This is a genomic window from Streptomyces sp. GMY02, from assembly GCF_019056675.1.
In the GTDB taxonomy this organism is placed as follows: domain Bacteria; phylum Actinomycetota; class Actinomycetes; order Streptomycetales; family Streptomycetaceae; genus Streptomyces; species Streptomyces odonnellii.
Map to the genome: position 1 here is coordinate 7,346,788 of NZ_CP077658.1, position 17,357 is coordinate 7,364,144.

Here is a 17,357-nt window from a genome sequence, read left to right on the forward strand (position 1 = left end):
TTCTCGACGTGTACGTAGATCATGGTGTGTTGAGCCATTCGTGTCCGCGTATCTCTTGGATGGCAACGACGTCCATGCCGTTGCGGTAGAGGTCGGAAGCGGCGAAGTGCCGCAGCACGTGCGGTGTGAGCTGGCCGACCTGGTGCGGCAGATGCCGGGCAACCGCCTCGGCGAGAGCGTCGTCGGTCACGGCCCTGCTGGAGCCGTCGCCGTATCTGCGTTCTGAGGGCAAGAGAGGGGCACGGGGGTCGTTGACCTTGTCGTCGAACTCCCAGCGCGGCCCGGTGATCCACCATTCCAGCAGGTCACGAGAGCCGTTGATGAGCGGGACGAGCCGTTCCTTCTTGCCACGCCCCTGACTGCCCTTGCCCTTGAGGAGGACCTTGCCGAACCGCCCCAAGTCCCAGCGAACGTCGCCGATCCGCAGCAGGCACAGTTCCGAGATCCGCGGGCCGATGAGGCTGGCCAGCCGCGAGACGGTGTAATTCCGGGCGGCCGGAGCGTACTTGCGTGCCTCTTCCATGTCACACCGCCAGCCGCCGAAGAGCGCGGTGACCTCCGCTTCTGGCGGCGGGATCCGCAGCCTCGCGGAGGTGCCACCCCGAGGTCGGTTCATCTCATCCAGTGGGGACTCGACAACGAAGCCGGTGGCCGCGTGGATGCCAGCCTTGTGCCGTAGTTCGAGGAACTCGAAGAATACGGCGAAGGCCGCGGCCTGGCGGACCTTGGTGCCCGAGGCTGAGTCGCGACGGTGCCGCCCGAAGTACCGGTCGAGGTCGTGGGCCTCCATTTCCCACAGAGGCCGGCCGAACCATTCCCGCAGGCCAAGGACGGGGCCGACGTCACCGCGGATGGTGTTGTCGAGTACTCCGGCAGAGGCCCGGGCGAGCACGAACTCAGCCAGCAGATCCTGCTCGAAGGCCGCAACCTCCTCGGCAGTCTCCAGCCGGAGCTCCGGCCGCAGATCGCGCACGACGGCCAGTGCCATCCCGTTCCTCCTCTTCAGCTATCCAGCGACTCCGCCATGACAGCTGAGGAGACTTCAGGATTTCCGAGAAACGAGCAGCAATCACCCGATCGTGTCCACGAGACCGGAAGCCCCAGATCACGCAGCCATCGAGGTTGCTGACGCAGCCGGGATGCGGCGGGAACCCACGGGAACATGGACATAGTGCGACCGGAAGGCAGTCCAGCGTTCGGCTTCCACCCGGCGGCGTGAGAGGCCCAGCACCTGAGCAACGGCGGCCCTAAGGTTGTCGTAGCGGACCTTCCCGGTCGGCACCCCGCCCAGCACGTTGAGAGCGTGGACGTGGCCCTCGAAGAACGCCTCTTGCCCGGCCGAGGCGAAGATGCGGTGGACGGCCTTGCCCGAGTACGACAACCGGAACGCGAACAGGTAGCAGGTGACCAGTTCGCCGGCCAGCCTGAGCGTGACGTCCCCGAAGTCGACCTCGGCCTCAGCACCGGGCTTGTGGGTCTGCGGGACGAACGCGTCCACGACTCCCTTGCCGGCCTGCAGCCGGGTCTCCTCGCGGCGGGCGGAAACGTATCCGCGGACCATCTGATACGAGATGTCGACGGCGTTGTGCTCGTCCAGCAGGCGGTCGTAGATCCTCTTGGCCGTGTGGCGCTGCTTCCGCGGTGCGGTCAGGTCCGTCGTAAGGATCGCGTCGATCACCGGCTTGAAGGGGTCCAGCCGTGTCTCCCGCGGCTGCATCTTCTTTCGCGGTTCCGGCAGTGCCGACACCAGCGCCCTCTGTACCGTCTCGTAGCCAACGCCGTGCTTCCGCATGACCGCACGCGGCGACAGGCCGGCCTTGGCGTCACGGCGGATTGCCGCGTACAGATCGACCTTGGACTTCGGCAGCACCCGGGCCCCCTCGTCGTGCAGAGCACAACCATGGTCCCGAAGCAAGCACCCAGGTGTTTCCAGAACTCGGCGACATCACTCTCCCGTGGAGCCGGGCGTTCTCGCTGCTGAGCGACAGACGTTCTTGGAACTCACCTACGCAGCCAGGCAGGTGCAGCGCGTTGGAAATTCGGCGCCTGGTACCGCGACGCCTCGCACAGGCTGCTGTGTACCTGTGGCCGCATGGGGCCGCAACTGCCAAGATTCTCTGACCGTCCAAGTGCACTATTCAGTGGGGGTGTTGGGTGCAGTCGCTGACGGCTGAGGATCCGCGGCGGGTAGGTGCGTTCCGGCTGCTGTACCGCCTTGGTGAGGGCGGCATGGGGCGGGTGTACCTCGGCCGGTCGCCGGGCGGTCAGACGGTGGCGGTCAAGATGGTGCATGCGGGGATGGCCAGTGCGCCGGGCTTCAGGGAAAGGTTCGCGCGGGAGGTCCGTGTGTCCCGGGAGGTCTCCGGGGCAGGAACAGTGCCGGTGCTGGCCGCCGACGCGGATGCCCCGATTCCGTGGCTGGCCTCCGCCTATGTTCCAGGTCCGTCCCTCGCCGAGGCCGTCCACGACCACGGACCGCTACCCGAGCCGTCCCTTTGGCGGCTGCTTGCCGGGCTGGCCCGGGCCCTGAGCACGGTGCATGGGTGCGCTCTGGTACACCGCGATCTCAAGCCGACGAACGTTCTGTTGTCCTCGGACGGGCCGTTGCTGATCGATTTCGGGATCGCCCGGGCAGCCGACGACACGGCCTTCACCGCAACAGGCTCGGTGGTGGGTTCCGCCGGCTACATGTCACCAGAACAGGCGCATGGGGAGCAGGTGGGCCCCGCGAGTGACATCTTCTCGCTCGGGGCGGTGCTGACCTTTGCGGCCTTGGGGAGCGGCCCGTTTGGGAACGGCTCGCCACCGGAACTGCTGTACCGGGCTGTCCACGATGAACCGAACCTGAACGGCATGCCGGAGGACTACGCCGCAGTGGTGGGCGACTGTCTGGCCAAGGGGCCGGCGGACCGTCCCTCTCCGGAAGACCTGCTGGCCCGGGCAGAGGAACACGGTACAGACGAGCCCTGGCTGCCCGGCCCTCTTGTCCTGGCGATCGCCCGGAAAGCAGAGCAGCTCCTCAGCGTCGAGGCTGAGGACGACGCCACAAGGGCGGGGACAGGCGGCGGGCCACCGCCTCGTACAGCAGTGGTGACCGAGGCCGACTCCGGTTCCCGGCCCTGGACTCCGCCGTCGTCCGCCCAGCCCTCGTCCATTACGCCCCCATCCGGGCGGAGCGCGTACCTGTCGGGCTCCGCCACACCGCGCTCGTACGCGCCTCCCGCGTACCAGCCACCCGCACAGCCCCGCCCGGCAGGACCGAGGGCCGTGCCGGCTCATCCCGGGCCACGGCAACAAGTGTGGGTGAACCCGTGGGTGCGGCGCGGACCGCTGAGCCACCCGCTGCTGAGCCTGTTCGGACTGGCGCCCGCGACCGTTCTGCTGGCGACTGGGTCCAGCCTGAAGGCGATCGCTCGTGATCACACGAGTAGTTCGTTGGAGCTGGGGGGCTGGAAGGACCTGACCGAGTGGGCGATGACGGACGACGGATGGCGGCTGCCGTCGACACTGATCCTCATCGTCATGCTGATCGTGCTGCAGTACTTCCGCGCCCGGCTTGAGCAGTATCCGGTGGCCGTCACCCGGACCTGGAATGTGGCCATCGGGTGCTTCTGGCTCCTGTTGACGGGGACCGTGATCGCGAACTTCCTCTGGCTCATAGGGACGGCCGCGGGTGCCGAGGAGGACGCGGGAGACGGCAGGCTCCTCCTCCTCAGGGGGCTTGTGTCCGCAGTCCTGATGCTGGACGGCCTCATGACGGTACCGGTCGCGGTGGCGGCCTTCATCCGGGTACTCCGCGGCGTTTTCGGCGACGTGGCGCGTCCCGCCCATCCCTGATCTGCCTACCGGCTGCCAGATCGTGGCACCCCTGACCCCTCACGCGGACACCCGACCCGCAAGCCTCACTCAAACCAGTCACGAATCAGACATCAACCTTCATATCGCCCTCTGAGTTGCCGCATCAGAGTGTCGATGTTGATGCCTGCCGTGATGTCCGCCTCTTGCACGATCTCCAGGGCGCCGGGTCCTTGGGGAGACCGAAGTCGCCTGGGGCTCGTCCGGACCTGCGGCCTGCGCGGGCACTGCTGAACTTTTAGGCTGTTGCGGTGCATTGGCCTGTGATGGAACATCCTTCTCAGGACAGGGCGCTTCCTCTGCGATCAGCGTGGTATTGCCCGACGTCACGGTGGCCACTCCCTGTTCCGGCGCTACCGTTTCCTGCTGGATGGCATGCAAGATCTGCTCGGCTGTCGTCGGGCACATCGGCGTATGAGCGTTCATAGCGGCTTCGACCAGATCCCCCATCTGACGGGCGAACCGGCGATGAGCTCCGGCCCAAAGGCTGTGCGCCTGTGCAACGGTCTGATCGCGGAGCCGGATGGCCTCGTTCAGGTACTTCAGCACCTCCTCCTGCCCACCTCCGCCCAGCGAAACCGGCGTCATCACGCCGCTAGCGTCACTGCCGGGCACCGGGTTTGGGAACAGGAAGAAATCCGGTTCGAGGAGACGAGCCCGAACGCGGCGGGCGAGACGAGTAGAGCGCATCAATTCTTCGCCCAGCAGGCGCAGAACGGCTGCTACCGGTACTTCATCGGGAAGATCGAGGTCGACGACAGCCTGATCACACCAGCGTTTGAGCGCACGGTGCTCCGCTGGCTTCAGGTCAAGGGTGACGCGGAACGATACCGACCGGGCCGTCGGCTCAGGGACCGAACCGCCCTGGCCCAGCATCGTGGAATCCATACACCGGCTAACGAGCAATGCCTGCCCAAGTGCCGCAGCGCCGTCCGCGCCAGTGTGGGAGACGGGCATGAGCGGCGGCGAGGTGTCCGGCGTCGAGCCCAGCGCCGCGTACGAAGAGAGCCGGAGTCACCTCACGCTGACCGATTCGGCCTCGTCGGCCAGGTCGACCAGGATGTCGTTGATGCCCTCGATCAGCTGCGAGAAGCTCTTGTCGCCCAGTCCCGCCCGTACGCATTCCACCACACGAGCGGCCCATTCCACCTGCGGGGGAAGGCACAGGTCGACGTCCAACTGCTTGTTCGGGGCGAGCTCCCGGAAGATGAAGTGCAAGAAGCCAGCGGTCTTCAGGGCGCCGGGTGCGGTGTACTGCCGGTGAGCTTCCGCCGCCGCCCGGACCAGAGCTTCGGCGTTTGCCGGGTCATACGTCCTCATCGCGGTGTCGAGGAGAGACCACGCGCGGGCCAGGTAGGCATCCACTTGCGGGCGTCGCCCCGGGGCGGGCGGATTGCCGAACCGGTGAGCCACTTCCCCATGCAACTCTGCGCGATCGAGAACGTCATTGAGGTCCATGCCCGTATCGCTATCCCGACGGGCGGCCGAGCTTGCGCGATTTAGCCGCAGGGCACGCGACCTTCACCTTGATGGCGCAGCGCCGCGAGTGGAGAGCGCCCGGCCTGTCTTCGCTGCCGCCTCGCCAGGCCCGTACTTGAGCAGGCGGGGCCGGAGGCCTGCTACTTCTTCTTCATGAGCTTCGCCGTGCTGACATGGTCCGCGTCGATGAAAGGGTTGACGGTGAGGCGTTCGCGCGGCCCATCGAGTGGTTCGGGCTGGACGAGTGCGAGATGACGGAGCGGGGACTGTCGACGCCGGCAGTCGAACGGATCGTCCAGGCCGCCCGCAACACGCCCCGCGCGGCGCGATGGTCTCCGGGCAAGGCCCGGAAGGGGCCGGACGCAGATGCCCGGGCACGGGGGCTGCTGCGTCGGCTGGCCGACGCCCGGAAGGTCGACTCCGTGGTCGTGGTGCGCCGGGTGTGCGGCGAGATCGCCGACCTGACGGGAGTGAGCGCGCAAACCCAGGGGCAGTTGATGGATGCCGTGCAGGAGGCACGGGACTGGCTTGGTAAGCAGGCGGGGGCTCGCCGTGACCTGTGCGCTCGCCTGGACCAGGCGGTGAACGACGGGAACGCCAAGCAGGTGTGGGAGCTGTTGATTCTCGTCAACGCGACCGCCGCGCACGACCGCACCGAGACCGAGGACAACATCGTGGAGAGGGCCAGCGACTACTTCGCCGGTCTCGCCCACTCCACGCGGGAACTGCTTGAGGCGGAGGCCGCTGCCGAGAGAGCGGCGACGGAGGCTGTTGGCCCCACAGCCGTCCTCGCAAGCCTCCGCCAGAGAAGTGACCTTGAGACTGGGCTGCCGCGCACGGATGCGGCAGCGGGGTCCAATGATGACCGAGTGCGCTTGGAGTGTCCCGGCTTGGTCATAATGAGAGGATCACGAGCAGAGCGAGTATTCCGCCCGTGCACAGCATTTTTTCCGAATTTTCCTTCATGCCGAGAGTGACGAAGAACAGCCCAGCCGCCGTGATCGGTCCGTAGCGCCACTGCAGATACTGCTCCAGCAGAGCGAGAAGGCCATGCCCCCACATGATTGCTGCACCTTCTTTCCAAGGCAGCTGACGAGTGGTGAAGTACTTTCACCGGACGGCCATATGGTGCCCTGCCCTCTCGTCACAGTAAGCGAGTGAGGTCGCCGAAATGACGTGGTCGGAACCCTGGTCGGCAGTCCAGATGTCGTTTCCAGGTTCCGTTCTTGGCGCCCTGGACTCGACCTGATTCGGCCTGGACCGAACAACGACATTCCGGGAAGATCGGCGGACTGATCGCGGGAGGGGGGATTATGGTCTACCGCATTCACTTCACCGCCCAGGATCTGGCGCGAACCCGGGTTGCCGAGACGCCCAGACCGCTGGTGGAACTGTCGGCTGCGATGGTGACACTGCAGGGGCGTACCCAGCCCGTTCTGCTGGACGCCTGGCGGCGGCGTGCTCATCCACGGCTGTCCGGTGAAGCACGGATGGCTCTGTCTCTCGTCCCATTGCTTGGGTGGTCACCGGGTTTCCTCGCGCCCGCCGAGGCTGGAACGCCCGAGGAAGTGCTGGAACAGGTAAGCGCAACACCACGCCAGCAGATACACGCGGACATGGCTGAGATCGCAGAGAAGCAGGCCCTCCCCACGTGGGCTCGTGACCTGGCAGATGACGCCACTGTCCGCAAGGGGCTCTACGACGGGCTCAGCCAGCTGCACGCTCTTTTGCTGGCCCCCTACTGGACTCAGATCACCGACCACTTCGCGGCTGACCGAACCGTGCGCATGCGGCACCTGCTCAGCGGCGGCGTCGAGCGCTTGCTGGCCCAGGCCAATCCGCAGTGGATGCGCTGGAGCCCGCCGGTACTCGAAATCCGGACGGTATTAAGGGAAATCAGTCACGACCTGCACCTGGAGGGCCGCGGCCTGCTGCTGGTTCCTTCGGTGTTTCTCACGAGCTCCGCCAGCGTTTGGGATCACGAAACGTCGCAGCCCCTCGTCACCTACCCGGTCAGCCACGACGACCCCATGCGTCGGTTGACCTTCCTCACCCCCGAATCAGCCGTGCCGAAGACCACGGCTGCGGTGGCGGCGCTGCTGGGCCATACCCGGGCAGCCGTGCTGAACACCGTCGCCGAACATCCCGGCTGCACCACCAAAGAACTCGCCGCCCTCGTCAGCATCTCACCAGCCAGCGCCAGCGAACACGCCACGGTCCTGCGCGAAGCCGGACTGATTCGCACCATGCGGCACCCCAACACCGCGCTGCACAGCCCCACCGGACTTGGCACCGCTCTTTTGAACACCTCGTACCGCCCGTCCCGGCATTGACGGCGGTGACCACGGGCACCGCCGTACCGCGCCGAGGACGCGAAGGCGCGGGACAGTATGACCGCCGCGGCCGGACGTACGGCCAGGAGGAACGTCCGGCGGTGCAGTCAGTGCGCCCGGGAGCTACCCGAGGGCAGCAGGCGGTCGCGCCGGTACCGCGGCTCGGCCTGCCGTACGAGGGCCTGGCGGCAGCGTTCGCGTTCTGCAGGCGCCACCGTCTGACGCCTGCCGGTGACATACTGAGCCCTGACCGACTCACCGAAGGAGCACGGTCGCTGGGGGTAACGCTCCTGTGCATACATCGTCGCACGGTGGGGTATACGGCTCGCACTGTCGGCATGGAGCGCAGTCACGAGGGCTCGACACAACGAGGTGCACATGGACACCGCGCTCTTAGGCGTGCTCTGCGGCGCTGGCGGAACGGTGCTGGGCTCCGTCCTGACCTACCTCGGGCCGCTTCACCTGGAACGGCGGCGGGAGCGGCGGGAGAACACTGTACGCGGTGAGGACAGGGCCGCTTACGGTATCGCCTGCTACGTCAACGCGCGTGCGGCCGCCGACCGGTGGCTCGACCTGCTGCGCAGGGCACACCAGGCCGCACGGGAAGACAGCCTGGACGTACAGCAGTTCGACAAGGATGTCGCCGACTGCTCCGACGAGCTGCGCCTGCGTACCGCGGAACTGACCTACCTCGGCATGGGCGAGCCGCAGACCAACTCCGCGTTCGCCGCTTTTCGCCAGGCCACCGAGAAGATCAGACGGCTGGCCGCGGACGACGGCGTGGACGCCGAAGCAGCCGGCAGCAGGGCACTTGAAGCGCTGGAGATCTGCGTGGCGGAGCGCACTCGATGGGCTGGCCACATCCTGGTCAGACTCAGCGCGCATACGGGTCTGGAGCTTCTGCCCTGACAGCACTGGGAAGCACCCGGTATCGGGGAAGGCACCGGACCGTCGGTGTCCTTCCCCCCCCGCACCGCCACTGGGGCTCTCTCCGACGGGGGCAACGGGTCGCGGAGGACTTGGAGGTGACCGGTGAGTGACGACCGGACAGACAGTGGACAGGACGGTCCGGCGGATGCCTTGCCGCCCGAGGGACGGGACGGCGGGGCGCCCGCGCCTGCCCGGCCGCTCCAGCCGCCCGCCTCGTCCTGGTCGGACCCGGCGCCCCCGGACACCATCCTGCGCGGACCGGGCGGTGCGGCCCGGCCCTGGCTCATCGGCGGCGCACCGGTCGTCGTCGTGGCGGTCTGCGGTGTGATGGTCGGAGTCCTGAGCGGCGACGACAACGGGGCGGTGAAGTCGGCGGCTGCCCAGAAGCCGACGCACGTGGCGAAGGAGAAGACGTTCAAGGCCGCGCCTGAGGAGTGTCGACTGGTCAAGCCTGACACCCTTGCGAAGATCCTGCCTGCAGCGAGGTGCAGACCCTCACAGTTCAGTGGGGAAGGGCCAGGGGGCTTCCTCAGGATGCCGACATGGAAGTCGGATTCCGGCTCGACACTGGACGTCAACCTCAACATCGGTGCGACTGCGAAGTCGAACTACGACACGGACAAGGAGTCGGCCCTCACCGCTCTCAAGGACGTGCAGACCATCACCGACTCCCGTGCGGTCGGCGGCATCGGGGACAAGGCCTACCTGATCCACACCATCGACAAGGAGCCGTTCTCCTTACGAAATGCCACACTCGTGGTGAACGAGAGCAACGCCACGTTCACCGTCGAGTACACCTACAGGGCAGACTCCGGCCTGTCCGAGCAGCAGGCCGAGCAGTATACGAAGGACGCCGCACGCGACGTGCTCGGCTCGCTCACCTGACGCCGCCATGGCCGAGACGCGGACACCTCCCCCCGACAGGACGCCTTCCGAGGCGGACCCGCAGCCATCGGGCGCCCGTCCGCCCTCCGACGCCTGGCGGAGGGCCGCGCCCTCGCAGCGGTCCCACGCCCCGCCGCCCGGGCTCCTGCGTGTCCCGGGGCGCATCAGCGGACACGAGGTCTTCCAGCTGCTCGGCGAAGGGGGTATGGGGCAGGTCTTCCTGGCCCGTTCCACCAGGTCGCATCTGGTCGCCCTCAAGGTCATCCGCCCCGAGTACGCAGAGGACCCGGACTTCCGGGCACGCTTCCACTTCGAGACCAGAGCCGCCAAGAGGGTGAGCGGGAACTTCACCGCACCAATCCTTGAGGCGGACGCCGATGCGGAACGTCCCTGGCTGGCGGCCCGCTATGTGCCGGCGCCGTCCCTGACCGAGGTCGTGAACCGCTTCGGGGTGCTGTCCGAACCAGCGGCGCGCGCTCTGGGCACCTGTCTTGCCCAGGCGCTCCAGGAGATCCACGAGGCTGGCATCGTCCACCGCGACATCAAACCGGATAACGTCCTCATGGCCTCGCCCCGGCCCCTCGTCATCGACTTCGGCATCAGCGCACTGGAGGAACCGGTACATATCACCAGGGCGGGCCAGGCGCTAGGAACAAGCGGCTACATGGCACCCGAGCAGTTCGAGTCCGCCGGCAGACCGGGCCCACCGGCTGACGTCTTCTCCCTGGCTGCCGTCCTGGTCCATGCGCTGACCGGCCACGGTCCCTTCGGTTCACACACTGCGGCGGTGTTCTCCAGGACAGCGGACGCGGTCCCGGACCTCGACGGTGTGCCCGGGGCCCTGAGACAGCTTATTGAGAGATGCCTGGGCAGGGATCCTGCAACGCGTCCCAAACCCGGGGAGATCATCAGGGACCTGGCCTTCCACGACACCTCCGTCCTGTTCACGCCGGAGCTGAGGAAGGACCTGGCGCGCCGGGAGCAGCACGCGGCCGTGCTGAACGCCGCCCCTGCCCTGCCGTTGCCAGCCGCTGACGCCGCACGCCGGTTACGTCGGCGCCACGTCCTGTGGGTGGCCGGAGGGGGCACTGCCGTGGCAGCCGGCGCAGCGGCACTGCTCCGGCTGCGTGCCGCCCTAGGACCCGACGGACAGAGCACGGTGCGGCCCCGCGCGTCAGCCCCCGCGAGTCCGGCGCCGGTATGGGAGACGCCGGCGGCGGTGGGCGCCGGCTTCGGGCATGGCCTTGAGCTTGCCGGGGACACCTTGGTGCTCTGGGACCAGAAGGATGCGAAGGGTTACGACCGGAGGACCGGGAAACCACTCTGGACTGCCCGGCCTCAGCTGCCGTCCGACGCCTTGGACGACCGCCCCCAGTGGCTCAGGCTGCACGGGTCGACGCTGTTCGCCACCGTCAACGGCGACCAGCGCACCTACCTGATCGGCATGGACGTCTCGGGCCGGACCACGTTCGTCCATCCGGTCACCGACGGCATGTACATCGCCGACGTGCTCGCCGCCACCGCGTCTGTTGCTTTGATTACTTCCATCACCGACGGTGTGGCGGTACGCGCCGTTGACCTGGCGTCGGGGCGAACGCTGTGGTCACGCAACGGCAGCATGGCGAACGCCTGCATCGTCGGCGACCGGTGCCTCGTCTCCGAGGCCGGCGGCCGTGACCTGCACTGCTTCGACCTGCGCTCGGGCAGGACCCGCTGGTCGGTCGACCCGGGTCTCAACGAAGGTCCGAGTGTAGAGGTCGTCAGCGACGGCACAGTGGCGCTCCTAGCCGACACCAGACTGCAGGCGTTCGCCGTGTCCGACGGCCGCCGACTGTGGACCAGGCTGAACGAGTCGACCACCCTTGATCCGGTCAGGACCTTCGGCGAGCGGGCCTATCTCAGCGACGGGCACTCCGTGTTCGCGCTCAACACGCGTACGGGGGCCAGGATATGGCGCGTCCCCGGCGAGATCGGGGACGTGTCGATCTACGACAACCACGGCCCGGCGGTCACTTCGTCCCTCGTGGCCATGCCGCTGGTCAACGGCGGGTTCGCCGTTCTGCGGGCGGCGGACGGCAAAGTGCTGTGGATCCGGAAGCCCACCAACGAGAAGGAAAAGACAAGCGACTGGCGGCTGCGGGCGTCCGGCACCACCGTCTATGCCGCATCCGGCACCTTCCTCTACGCCTTCGGGAGCAGACCTCGTGACGACCCCTGATCCAACGCCGCCGTCATCCCCTGCGACGCCGTCGCGCATCGGTCCGTACCGGGTGATCCGGAAATCGGGTGGTGGCGGCATGGGCCAGGTCTACCTGGCGGTCTCCCGTCGGCTCCGTCCCGTGGCGGTCAAAGTGGTACGGCCCGAACTGGCTGCCGATCCCGGCTTCCGGACACGTTTCCGCACGGAGGTGGCAGCGGCACAGGCCGTCAACGCCACCTACACCGCACCTGTCGTCGGCGCCGACCCGGACGCACCGCAGCCCTGGCTCGCGACCGCCTACATCCCGGGGCCGTCACTCGACGCAGCCGTCAAAGACCCCGGGCCACTGCCCGAGGGAACCCTGAGGATGCTCGGCGGAGGCCTGGTCGAGGCGCTGGCCGCCGTCCACCATGCCGGAGTGGTGCACGGCGACCTCAAGCCGTCAAACATCCTGCTCACGTCCGACCGGCCGAGAATCATCGACTTCGGCATCAGCCGGGCCATCGACGCCGACGAGTCGTCCGTCGGCCGACACCCCGAAGGATCACCGGAGTTCATGTCACCGGAACAGGCCGACGGCGGGCACATCACCCCCGCGAGCGACGTATTCGCCCTGGGCGCGGTGCTCGTCTACGCGGCCACCGGTGCGCCGCCATTCGGCTCCGGCAGGGCTGAAGCAGTGCTCTCCCGTGTCGTCCACGCACCGCCAGCCCTGGACGGTGTACCGACCGGACTGCTCGGCACCCTGACCGCCTGCCTCGACAAGGATCCAGCCCGGCGTCCGAGCATCGAGGAGCTCCGGTCACTACTGCCTCCGCAGGCCCGGGAAGGCTGGCTCGGCGCCGTAGAGAGCCAGGTGATCGAGGCTCAGCGGGCGCTGCGCCACGACCTGCGCCCACCGCTGGTGCGTCGGCGTCTGCTGGTCGCGGGTGCGGTGCTGGCGGCAGCAGCCAGCTCGGGCGCCGCCGTGCTGCTGCGCTCGTCCGGCGCGGACCGGCCGTCGGCGCTGCCCGAACTGGCCTGGACCGCTCGCCTGCCAGACTCCGGCATGTTTCCGGGCGCGCTGGAGTCCACAGTGCTGTGCACGTCGAACACCACCTGCGCCTCCTTCGACCGGACCACGGGACGCCCGCTGTGGAAGGACCTCAGTGGCCAGACCAAGGAGTACGCGGCCGACGACCGGCACGTCTACGCCATCCGGCTCGACGGCAGACTGCACGCCTACGAAGCCCGCACCGGGAAAGCGCTGTGGACCGTGGCCCCGAACGGGGCCGAAGTACCCCAACTGACCCTGGTGACCCGCGAACTGGTGGTCACCCGCAGCGGCACGGCGAACCTGCAGGCAACAGACATCGAGTCCGGCACAGTGCGCTGGAGAGCAGGACATGCGGACACCGCCGACGGCGCCACCCCCGGAGGCGACGTGATCACCTGGGGTAACGCGAAGAACGGGCCCCCGTCCCCGAATCTGCTGGGTTACTCGGTGCTGGACAAGGACACCGGTCGTGCCGTGTGGTCCAGGGACCTGACCTGCGTGTACGCCTCCGCGACTCCAGAGGGAAGGAACGTGTGCTACGCCCTCGACGCCGACATGAACCTGCTCGCCCTCAACCCGGCGGACGGCACCACCAAGTGGAGCAGACCCACCCGGATCCCGGCGGCAAACGACACGTTCCTGATCTTCACGTCGTCCACCCTGAACCTCGTCGGTGACACGTTGTTCTGCTATCCCAGCGCCGGGGCGACCGGCGCCACCAGCGGGCTGCTTGCCGCCTTCGATCCGGAGACAGGCGCCTCCCGCTGGTCGGTGCGGACCACCGCCAGGGAAAACCAGGGCTACGTCCGCTCGGGCTCCGTCGTCGGCCTCCTTGACGACAAAGTGCTGCGCGGCCTCGACATCCGCACCGGCAGGGCACGCTGGGAAGCCGGCTCGACACTCGCCGAGCTCCGGCTGCTGGGCACCGCAAGGGGCCTATTCCTGTGCGCGGCCCGAAAGGGCCTGTACGCCTTCGACGCGGGCACCGGCGAACAAGTCTGGTTCCACGAGGTCATCGGAGCCTCGGGCGACTGGGGCGGTACGGTCGTCGGCCACAATGTCTTCGTCACCGTGGCCACCACCCTCTTCTGCTTCACGCTGGCCGAGCGCGGCTGAGCAGCCCATCGAAAGTGCACCGGCCCTCCGGGAGGGGACCTCATGGCAGAGGTTCCCGGCGAAGCAGCCGTTTCAGGCCGCCAATCCGGGTCGGTCCCTCATCCTGCGTAGCTACGGCGTAGCCGACGACGGACCGCGCCGTCTCAGGCGGCTGGTTTGCAGACACCGCATGCCGTCGCCGCTACCTCCGTCTCGCGTCGCGTTCTGCTGCGGCACCGTGTGTCGCCACGGCGCCCACGCCGCACAGCAAGTCGCCGAAATCACCCGGCACACGGCGATCGCCCGCGCCCGTCGCGAACGACCCTGGCCCGAGAGCTGCATCGCGCCGCCCATACGGAATACGCTGCCGGTACCGGGGGTGCTGTCCGTCCTGGGGCGAACTGCACCGGGAACTAGGGGTGTTGGAAGTGTCCGAACCGGATGCGCCAGGTGAAGGTCAGTGCGTAGAGGCCGATGGCGAAGACAGGCGGCCACAGCACCCAGGGCGTCCAAGACGGCCAGGGCGAGAGGAGCGGCAGCTCCGCAAGCCGCGCGAACAGGGTGGTCGTGCCGACCGCGAAAGGCGGTGCGACCCAATTCAGGAAAGCGTCGCCGATCCGACTGCCTATGAGGCCGGCGGCAGCCAGCTGTATGAACACGTTGAACGGCAGGTAGAACCACAGCATCCAGCCGTCAGTTTCGACGCTCGCAGTCAGCGCCGCGTACGACGTGATACCGGCGACCAGGAGCAGATGACAAAGGGCGACGACGGTCGCGAGGGCTCGGGTCAGCGCGTGCACCCGGGGCTTCACCAGCGTAGGCCGAGAATTGGTAGATGATCGTGAGCCGGAGGTGGGGGGACGGACTGCATTCGCGTCCGCGCTGGAGGCTCGTTTACTCCTTTGGGCTGTTGAGAGGATGTCCGTAAGTTCTTCCAGACTGTCGCCGCCGCTGTCGGCATGTGTTTGGACCCTGGCGACGAGGTTGGCTGCCCATTCGTAGGTGTCCGGGTCGGCTCCGGGCCGGGCGGCGTGGTCATCGACTGTGTGTTTGAGACCTGCGAGCCACTGGCGGGCGGCCTCGGCGCTCAGTTCAGCGGCGGCGGTTCGGATTGCCAGCGGCAGGAGCCGCTGTGGCGCGGCCGCGACGGCCCGGTGCGCGCTGTCGGCGAGGCCAGGCTGTTTTGGAGCGGCGCGCACGATGGTGCTGAGGGCCTGGCCGCACTGATCGGTTTCCAGGGCTTCGTGCTGGAGGAGGTGTTCGATGAAGCCCTGGTTGCTGTCGGCTTCGACTTCGGTGAGCAGGGCGACTGCCAGCGGTTCGCCGATGGAGCCCCAGCGGGCGCCGTCGGTGGCTGGGTAGGCGGCGGCCAGGATGTCGTCCAGAGCAGCCAGTTGGGCTGCGTCCGGTGGGGCTGTGGGGCCGTAGCCGCGGTGGTGGACGTCGAAGCCGGCTTGGACAGTCGCCCGGCCTTGCTGGACGGTCTGTGCTCCGGTCAGGAACTGGGCGGTGACCAGGGTGCGGATCAGTTTGGTGTCGACGGCGCCGGTGTTCATCCGGGCTTCGGCGATACGGCGCAGGTAGTTTTCCTCGTTCGCAAGCAGGACCTCCATGGGATGATCGCGCAGAGCGAAGTCGGGATTGGCGCGAGCAAGGACATCGGCGAGCGCTGCGATGTGGTGGTAAATCACCGGCTGAGGCGGGGCGTGCTCGATACCGGCTCCGTAGCGTCGTGGTGCGTCGGCGACTACGGCCTCCTGCCAGGTGTCGAGGTTGTGGCCGCGTCCGGTCTGCCGGAGCAGTCGGATGCGACGGGCAAAGTCGGCCTCGGCCTCCACGTAGATGTCCTCGGAGCTGTGACCGCTGAGCGCACCGTCAGGGGTGATCACGAACCTCTCACTGACAGGGCCTACCTGCTGGGACCGCAGGTAGCGTCTCAGCTCCGGCCACCATGTGTCGCCGCGGGCCAGGAGCAGGATGCGGACCGCAGCGCCGCCGTGGGATCCGGCCAGGGCCGCCGTCATATCGCGGATCTGCGAGATCCGGGCTTCGGCGAGATCGACCGCGATGAGCAGCGGGTACGCGGATGAGGCGAACAGCGTGTGCTCGGTGTGGCGGGGAGTCTCGGCGAGGAAACCTCCACTCCACGGCCGCAGGCCGTCACGGTTATTGGAGAGCCGGTCAAGCAGCTCGGTGACCAGACGGGACTTTCCGGTACCTCCCAGGCCGGTTACCGCAGCAACATCCATCCGGCCCGTGCCTCGGCACCACTGCTCGATCTGATCGATGTGCCCGGTCATGCCTGTCATGCCGACCACTCGGGAGCGCGGATCGAGCAGGTAGGAAGAGGACAGTGTCGGCTCAGGAGCACTGGTGAGCAGGCCCCGCAAGTCAGCGGGCTGGAGACGCGGGACTACCCCGGTACGGTCGGTCATTGCCCGTACGAAGCCCTCATCCCTGAGAAGATGAGAGACCGGCCGCACGAGCAGGACTCGGTCCCACTGACGGTCGACCAGCGTCGCGATCCCCACCAGCGTGCCGTCACAGAACACTCCGGCTCCAGACAGCCCCTGCCAGTTCTTCACCTCCGTCGGCACCGCGCCGTCGACCTCGAACGCGTACCACTTGGTACGGGAACCCGTGTGCGGGGCGATCCGACCGTCGACGGTCTTCAGGTCATCGACATACCGGTCCGGGTTCGCATGCGCCCTGCGCCGCATCGCCTTCGGGAAGCCCGTCATGGAGCACATCGGGCGAAGATCGGGATCGTCGCAGACCAGCTCGCCGAAACGCACGATGCCCACATCAGAGCCCACCAGAACACGGTCAGCAGCCAGCAGGACCGCGTCCAGCTCACGGTTCTCCCACACCATGGACGCCTTGACGAACCGGGCACCCGCCGCGCTCCAGACCTGCACCACGCTGTCGCCGCCCGGCTGAGCCACATGATGGGCAGTCAGCACCAGCCCGGGCCCGAGCAGGCAGCCGGTACCGTACGACTTCCTCTCCCGGTTGACGACCTCGACGGTCCGCTGGGCCGTCCCTCCCGCCATCGCCCGCGACCCCTTACCCCGCCTCTCCCATTGATCCGCCGCGGCCGTCACCCGAGTCCCGGATCAGCAGGTCACCGCCCTCACCGCCCCCGGCTACCTCCAGGGTGACCGTCATCCGATGCGTAGCGGTCTTCATCCGCTCCCCCTTCGCATCCGCGGAAACAACGAACGCCTTCACTCCACCACCAGCAGACGCCGTATGCCGCAACTCAATCCTCAAATCGAGCACGATCTCCCGCACCGTAAACCGGACCGGAAACCCCTCGCCATCCTGCTGCGCCGCAGCGAGCCCCCTACGTACCGCCTTGATCGCCTCAGACAGCTCAGTCGGCTCTAACTCCATGGATCCCCCTGATCACTTTGAGCGGCAGAAGCGTCAGTCTGCCGGGCGGCCACGAAATGCGGAAGGCGACACCTCATGCACGGCCGAGCACCTGTTCGCGATCCGGCTGGACCCGCGGACAGGCTCCAGCTTGTAGGAGGTGCCGGGC

13 protein-coding genes are annotated in these 17,357 nt (G+C 67.6%); 7 read left to right on the forward strand and 6 right to left on the reverse strand.

Annotated elements, in window-relative coordinates; genetic code table 11:
• Positions 1 to 19: 19 nt before the first annotated feature.
• A complete protein-coding gene (locus tag KQY30_RS31345) occupies positions 20 to 988 on the reverse strand; it encodes a tyrosine-type recombinase/integrase (RefSeq protein ID WP_254407396.1) in 969 nt (322 codons plus the stop codon).
• 117 nt (positions 989 to 1,105) lie between these two features.
• Positions 1,106 to 1,870, reverse strand: a complete 765-nt coding sequence (locus KQY30_RS31350; protein WP_254407397.1) for a hypothetical protein — start codon at positions 1,868 to 1,870, stop codon at positions 1,106 to 1,108.
• A gap of 284 nt (positions 1,871 to 2,154) precedes the next feature.
• Here KQY30_RS31350 and KQY30_RS31355 point away from each other — a divergent pair, with 284 nt between their 5' ends.
• On the forward strand, positions 2,155 to 3,837 hold the full coding sequence (locus KQY30_RS31355; RefSeq protein WP_302185346.1) for a serine/threonine-protein kinase: 1,683 nt from the start codon (positions 2,155 to 2,157) through the stop codon (positions 3,835 to 3,837).
• 99 nt (positions 3,838 to 3,936) lie between these two features.
• Here the strand turns inward: KQY30_RS31355 and KQY30_RS31360 are convergent, their stop codons facing one another.
• The gene (locus tag KQY30_RS31360) at positions 3,937 to 4,743 is read right to left on the reverse strand and encodes a hypothetical protein (RefSeq protein ID WP_217309925.1); all 807 of its coding nucleotides are present in this window, start codon (positions 4,741 to 4,743) and stop codon (positions 3,937 to 3,939) included.
• A gap of 126 nt (positions 4,744 to 4,869) precedes the next feature.
• Complete coding sequence (locus tag KQY30_RS31365) at positions 4,870 to 5,313, reverse strand: hypothetical protein (protein ID WP_217309926.1); 444 nt, start codon at positions 5,311 to 5,313, stop codon at positions 4,870 to 4,872.
• A 194-nt stretch (positions 5,314 to 5,507) separates the two neighbouring features.
• On the opposite strand from KQY30_RS31365, the gene KQY30_RS31370 reads away from it, so the two are divergent.
• From KQY30_RS31370 to KQY30_RS31395, 6 genes are all read left to right on the forward strand, one after another.
• A complete protein-coding gene (locus KQY30_RS31370) occupies positions 5,508 to 6,311 on the forward strand; it encodes a hypothetical protein (protein ID WP_217309927.1) in 804 nt (267 codons plus the stop codon).
• Between the two features lie 336 nt (positions 6,312 to 6,647).
• Positions 6,648 to 7,667 (forward strand): winged helix-turn-helix domain-containing protein, encoded by a 1,020-nt coding sequence (locus KQY30_RS31375; RefSeq protein WP_217309928.1) that lies wholly within the window; start codon positions 6,648 to 6,650, stop codon positions 7,665 to 7,667.
• A 378-nt stretch (positions 7,668 to 8,045) separates the two neighbouring features.
• Positions 8,046 to 8,576 (forward strand): hypothetical protein, encoded by a 531-nt coding sequence (locus KQY30_RS31380; RefSeq protein WP_217309929.1) that lies wholly within the window; start codon positions 8,046 to 8,048, stop codon positions 8,574 to 8,576.
• A gap of 123 nt (positions 8,577 to 8,699) precedes the next feature.
• Positions 8,700 to 9,482 carry a hypothetical protein gene (locus KQY30_RS31385; protein ID WP_217309930.1) on the forward strand — a complete coding sequence of 261 codons (783 nt, stop codon included), beginning with the start codon at positions 8,700 to 8,702 and terminating at the stop codon, positions 9,480 to 9,482.
• A gap of 7 nt (positions 9,483 to 9,489) precedes the next feature.
• Positions 9,490 to 11,700, forward strand: coding sequence for a PQQ-binding-like beta-propeller repeat protein (locus KQY30_RS31390; protein WP_302185347.1), 2,211 nt, complete (start codon positions 9,490 to 9,492; stop codon positions 11,698 to 11,700).
• Entirely contained in the window at positions 11,642 to 13,834 is a 2,193-nt protein-coding gene (locus KQY30_RS31395) for a PQQ-binding-like beta-propeller repeat protein (RefSeq protein WP_217309932.1), read from the forward strand. Before KQY30_RS31390 ends, KQY30_RS31395 begins: the two co-directional genes overlap by 59 nt.
• Positions 13,835 to 14,226: 392 nt before the next feature.
• Here KQY30_RS31395 and KQY30_RS31400 read toward each other — a convergent pair whose 3' ends face one another.
• Together KQY30_RS31400 and KQY30_RS31405 are read right to left on the reverse strand one after the other, a co-directional pair.
• Positions 14,227 to 16,866, reverse strand: coding sequence for a serine protease (locus KQY30_RS31400; protein ID WP_217309933.1), 2,640 nt, complete (start codon positions 16,864 to 16,866; stop codon positions 14,227 to 14,229).
• A gap of 13 nt (positions 16,867 to 16,879) precedes the next feature.
• On the reverse strand, positions 16,880 to 17,209 hold the full coding sequence (locus KQY30_RS31405; RefSeq protein WP_217309934.1) for a trypco2 family protein: 330 nt from the start codon (positions 17,207 to 17,209) through the stop codon (positions 16,880 to 16,882).
• Between the last annotated feature and the right edge of the window lie 148 nt (positions 17,210 to 17,357).